A 3,875-nucleotide genomic window follows, 5' to 3' on the forward strand; every position below is an offset into this window, starting at 1 on the left:
CCATCGAGGAAGCGGACGGCTTCGCGGACGTGGCGCACCCAGAAGTCGGGGGTCGTGATCTCCTCGGCGGAGACGATGGCGCCGGTGAGGTTGGAGACGATCGGGATGCGCGGGGCCTCGTACGTCAGCCCCTCGGCCACCTCGCGGAAGGCGTCCAGCATGCCGTCCATACGCGGGGAGTGGAACGCGTGGCTGACCGTGAGGCGCTTGGTCTTCCGACCCTGCGCCTCGAACGAGGCCGCAATCTCCAGCGCCGCGTCCTCGTCACCTGCGATGACCACGGAGGTCGGCCCGTTGAGCGCGGCGATGCTGACCCGCTCGGTCAGCAGCGGCATGACCTCGTCCTCCGACGCCTGCACCGCGATCATCGCGCCACCCGCCGGAAGCTCCTGCATCAACCGCCCACGAGCCGCCACCAACTGCGCCGCATCCGCCAGCGACAACACACCCGCCACATGGGCGGCAGCCAGCTCACCGATGGAGTGACCCGAGAGGAAGTCCGGCGTCAGACCCCACGCCTCGACCAGCCGGAACAACGCCACCTCAACCGCGAACAACGCAGGCTGAGTGAACCCCGTCTGATCCAACGTCTCAGCGTCATCCCCGAAGAGCACATCCCGCAGCGGCCGCTCCAGATACAGATCCAGATGCGCACACACCTCATCCAGCGCATCCGCGAACACCGGATACGCCTGGTAGAGCTCACGCCCCATCCCCAGTCGCTGGCTCCCCTGCCCCGTGAACAGGAACGCCACCTTGCCCTCAGCAACCGCCCCCTCGACCATGAACGGGGCGGCCTCGCCCCGGGCCACCGCGTCGAGCGACCGCAGCAGTTCGTCCCGGTCGCCGACGGTCAGCACGGCACGCCGCTCCAGGGCGGCGCGGCCGACGGCCAGGGCGTGGGCGATGTCGAGCGGCGCCGACTCCGGCCGCGACGCGAGGTGGGCGTGCAGCCGCGCGGCCTGCTCCCGCAGCGCTTCGGCGCTCTTGGCGGACAGGACGAACGGCAGGAGGCCGCCGAGGCCGTTCCGCTCGGGCGCCTCGGTCGGGGCGGCCGTGGCGGCCGTGGCGGCCGGAAGAGCCGGGGCCTGCTCGATGATGGTGTGCGCGTTGGTGCCACTGATGCCGAACGAGGAGATACCGGCACGGCGCGGACGGCCGACCTCCGGCCATTCCACCTGCTCCGTCAGCAGCGAGACCGCACCCGCCGACCAGTCCACATGCGGCGACGGCTCATCCACATGCAACGTCTGCGGCAACACCCCGTGCCGCATCGCCAACACCATCTTGATGATGCCCGCGACACCCGCCGCCGCCTGCGTGTGCCCGATGTTGGACTTGATGGACCCCAGCCACAACGGCCGGTCCCCATCCCGCTGCTGCCCGTACGTGGCGAGCAGCGCCTGAGCCTCGATCGGGTCACCCAGCGTCGTACCCGTACCGTGCGCCTCGACCACGTCCACATCGCCGGTCGTCAGCCCGGCGCTGGTCAGCGCCTGCCGGATGACGCGCTGCTGCGACGGACCGTTGGGCGCCGTCAGACCGTTCGACGCACCGTCCTGGTTGATCGCGCTGCCCCGCACGACCGCCAGCACCGGGTGCCCGTGGCGCCGCGCGTCCGACAGCCGCTCCACGAGCAGCATGCCCGCGCCCTCGCCCCAGCCGGTGCCATCCGCACCGGCCGCGAACGCCTTGATGCGGCCATCGGCGGCCAGTCCGCGCTGACGGCTGAAGTCGATGAAGTTCTCGGGGGTGGACATCACCGTGACGCCGCCCGCGAGCGCCATCGTGCACTCACCCTGCCGCAGCGCCTGCACCGCCAGATGCAGCGCCACCAGCGACGACGAGCAGGCCGTGTCGACCGTGACGGCCGGGCCCTCAAGGCCGAAGGTGTACGCCACCCGACCGGACACCACGCTCGCCGCGTTGCCCGTGCCCAGATGGCCCTCCAGGCCCTCGGGCGCCTGCATCAGCAGCGACAGATAGTCCTGGCCGTTGGTCCCGGCAAAGACACCGATCTGCTGACCGCGCAGCGCACCCGGGTCGATGCCCGCGCGCTCGAACGCCTCCCACGACGTCTCCAGCAGCAACCGCTGCTGCGGGTCCATGGCCAGGGCTTCACGCGGCGAGATCCCAAAGAACGACGCGTCGAAGTCCCCGGCGTCGTAAAGGAAACCGCCCTCGCGTGCGTACGACGTGCCCGGACGGTCCGGGTCCGGGTCGTACAGCCCCGCCAGATCCCAGCCACGATCGGACGGGAACTCCGCAATCGCGTCCCCACCGGCCGTCAGCAACTGCCACAGCTCTTCCGGCGACCGCACCCCACCCGGGAAACGGCAGCTCATCGCCACGATCGCAATCGGATCGTCGGCCACCGCGACCGTCGGCGCGGCCACGCCACCGCTCACCGCAGCGTCCGCGCCCAGCAGCTCCGTGCGCAGATGGTCGGCGAGGGCGGTGGCGTTCGGGTAGTCGTAGATGAGCGTGGCGGGCAGCCGCAGGGCGGTCGCCGCGTTCAGCCGGTTGCGGAGCTCGACGGCGGTGAGCGAGTCGAAGCCCAGCTCCTTGAAGGCGCGTCCGGCCTCGACCACCTCGGCCCCACCGTGCCCCAGCACCGAAGCGACCTGCGTACGCACCAGGTCCAGCAGTGTCTGTGCGCGCTCGTTGTCCGTCAGACCGGACAGCCGCTCCGCCAATGTGCCGCTCCCGGCGGTGGCGGCCACGCGCGGAGCGCCCTCGGCGGCCGGCGCCGGACGCGCGGCCCGTACCTCGCCGAACAGCGCGCTCGGCCGTACGGCGGTGAACTCCGCCAGGAACCGGTCCCAGTCGATGTCCGCGACCGTCACGGCGGTGTCATCGAGGTCCAGCGCTTGCCGCAGCGCGGTGAGCGCCGACTCGGGCGCCATGGGTGGCACGCCATCGCGGCGCATCCGCCGCTCCAGCGCCTCGTCGGCGGCCATGCCGCCCTCGGCCCACGGGCCCCAGGCGATCGAGGTGGCGGGCAAGCCCTGGGCGCGGCGCAGCTCCGCCAGCGCGTCCAAGTAGGCGTTGGCCGCAGCGTAATTGCCCTGGCCGGCGGCGCCCACCGACCCGGCGAACGAGGAGAAGAGGACGAACGCCGAAAGGTTCAGGTCGCGCGTCAGCTCATGGAGGTTCTGCGCGGAGGTGGCCTTGGCGCGCACCACGCGCTCCAGGCGCACGGCGTCCAGCGTGTCCACAAGGCCGTCGTCCAGCACACCGGCCGCGTGCACGACCGCGGTCAGCGGGAACTCGGCCGGTATGGACGCCAGCAGCTCCGCGAGCGCGTCCCGGTCCGCCACATCACACGCGGCGACGGTCACCTGAGCACCCGACGCGGCCAGCTCATCCCGCAGCTCCACCGCGCCCGGGGCGTCCAGCCCCCGGCGGCTGGTGAGCACCACGTGTTCGGCGCCGTTCTCCACCAGCCAGCGAGCCAGATGCGCACCCAACGCGCCCGTACCGCCGGTCACCAGCACCGAACCCGAGGGCCGCCAGCCCTCGTCGTCCGACGTCCGGGTCCCGGAAGCCTCGGTCAGCCGACGTCCGAACACGCCCGAGCCGCGAACGGCGACCTGATCCTCGCCACCAGCCCCGGCAAGCACATCTGCCAGCCGCCCGAGCGCACGCTCGTCGGCCGTCTCCGGAAGGTCGACCAGACCGCCCCACCGCTCGGGCAGCTCCAACGCCGCCACCCGGCCCAGACCCCACACCAGGGCCTGACCCGGATTCACCGCACCATCCGAACGCCCCACCGACACCGCACCCCGCGTCGCCACCCACAACGGCGCACCCACACCCGCATCACCCAACGCCTGCACCAACGCAGCCGTCCGCAACAGACCCGTCTCACCGTC

1 pseudogene is annotated in these 3,875 nt (G+C 71.9%); it reads right to left on the bottom strand.

What is annotated here, in order from left to right:
• A pseudogene (locus tag J5X86_RS49995) lies at positions 1-3,863 on the bottom strand (type I polyketide synthase); the annotation flags it as partial.
• Positions 3,864-3,875 lie beyond the last annotated feature (12 nt).

It is taken from the genome of Streptomyces sp. NEAU-YJ-81, from assembly GCF_017592595.1.
Classification (GTDB): Bacteria; Actinomycetota; Actinomycetes; order Streptomycetales; family Streptomycetaceae; genus Streptomyces; species Streptomyces hygroscopicus_B.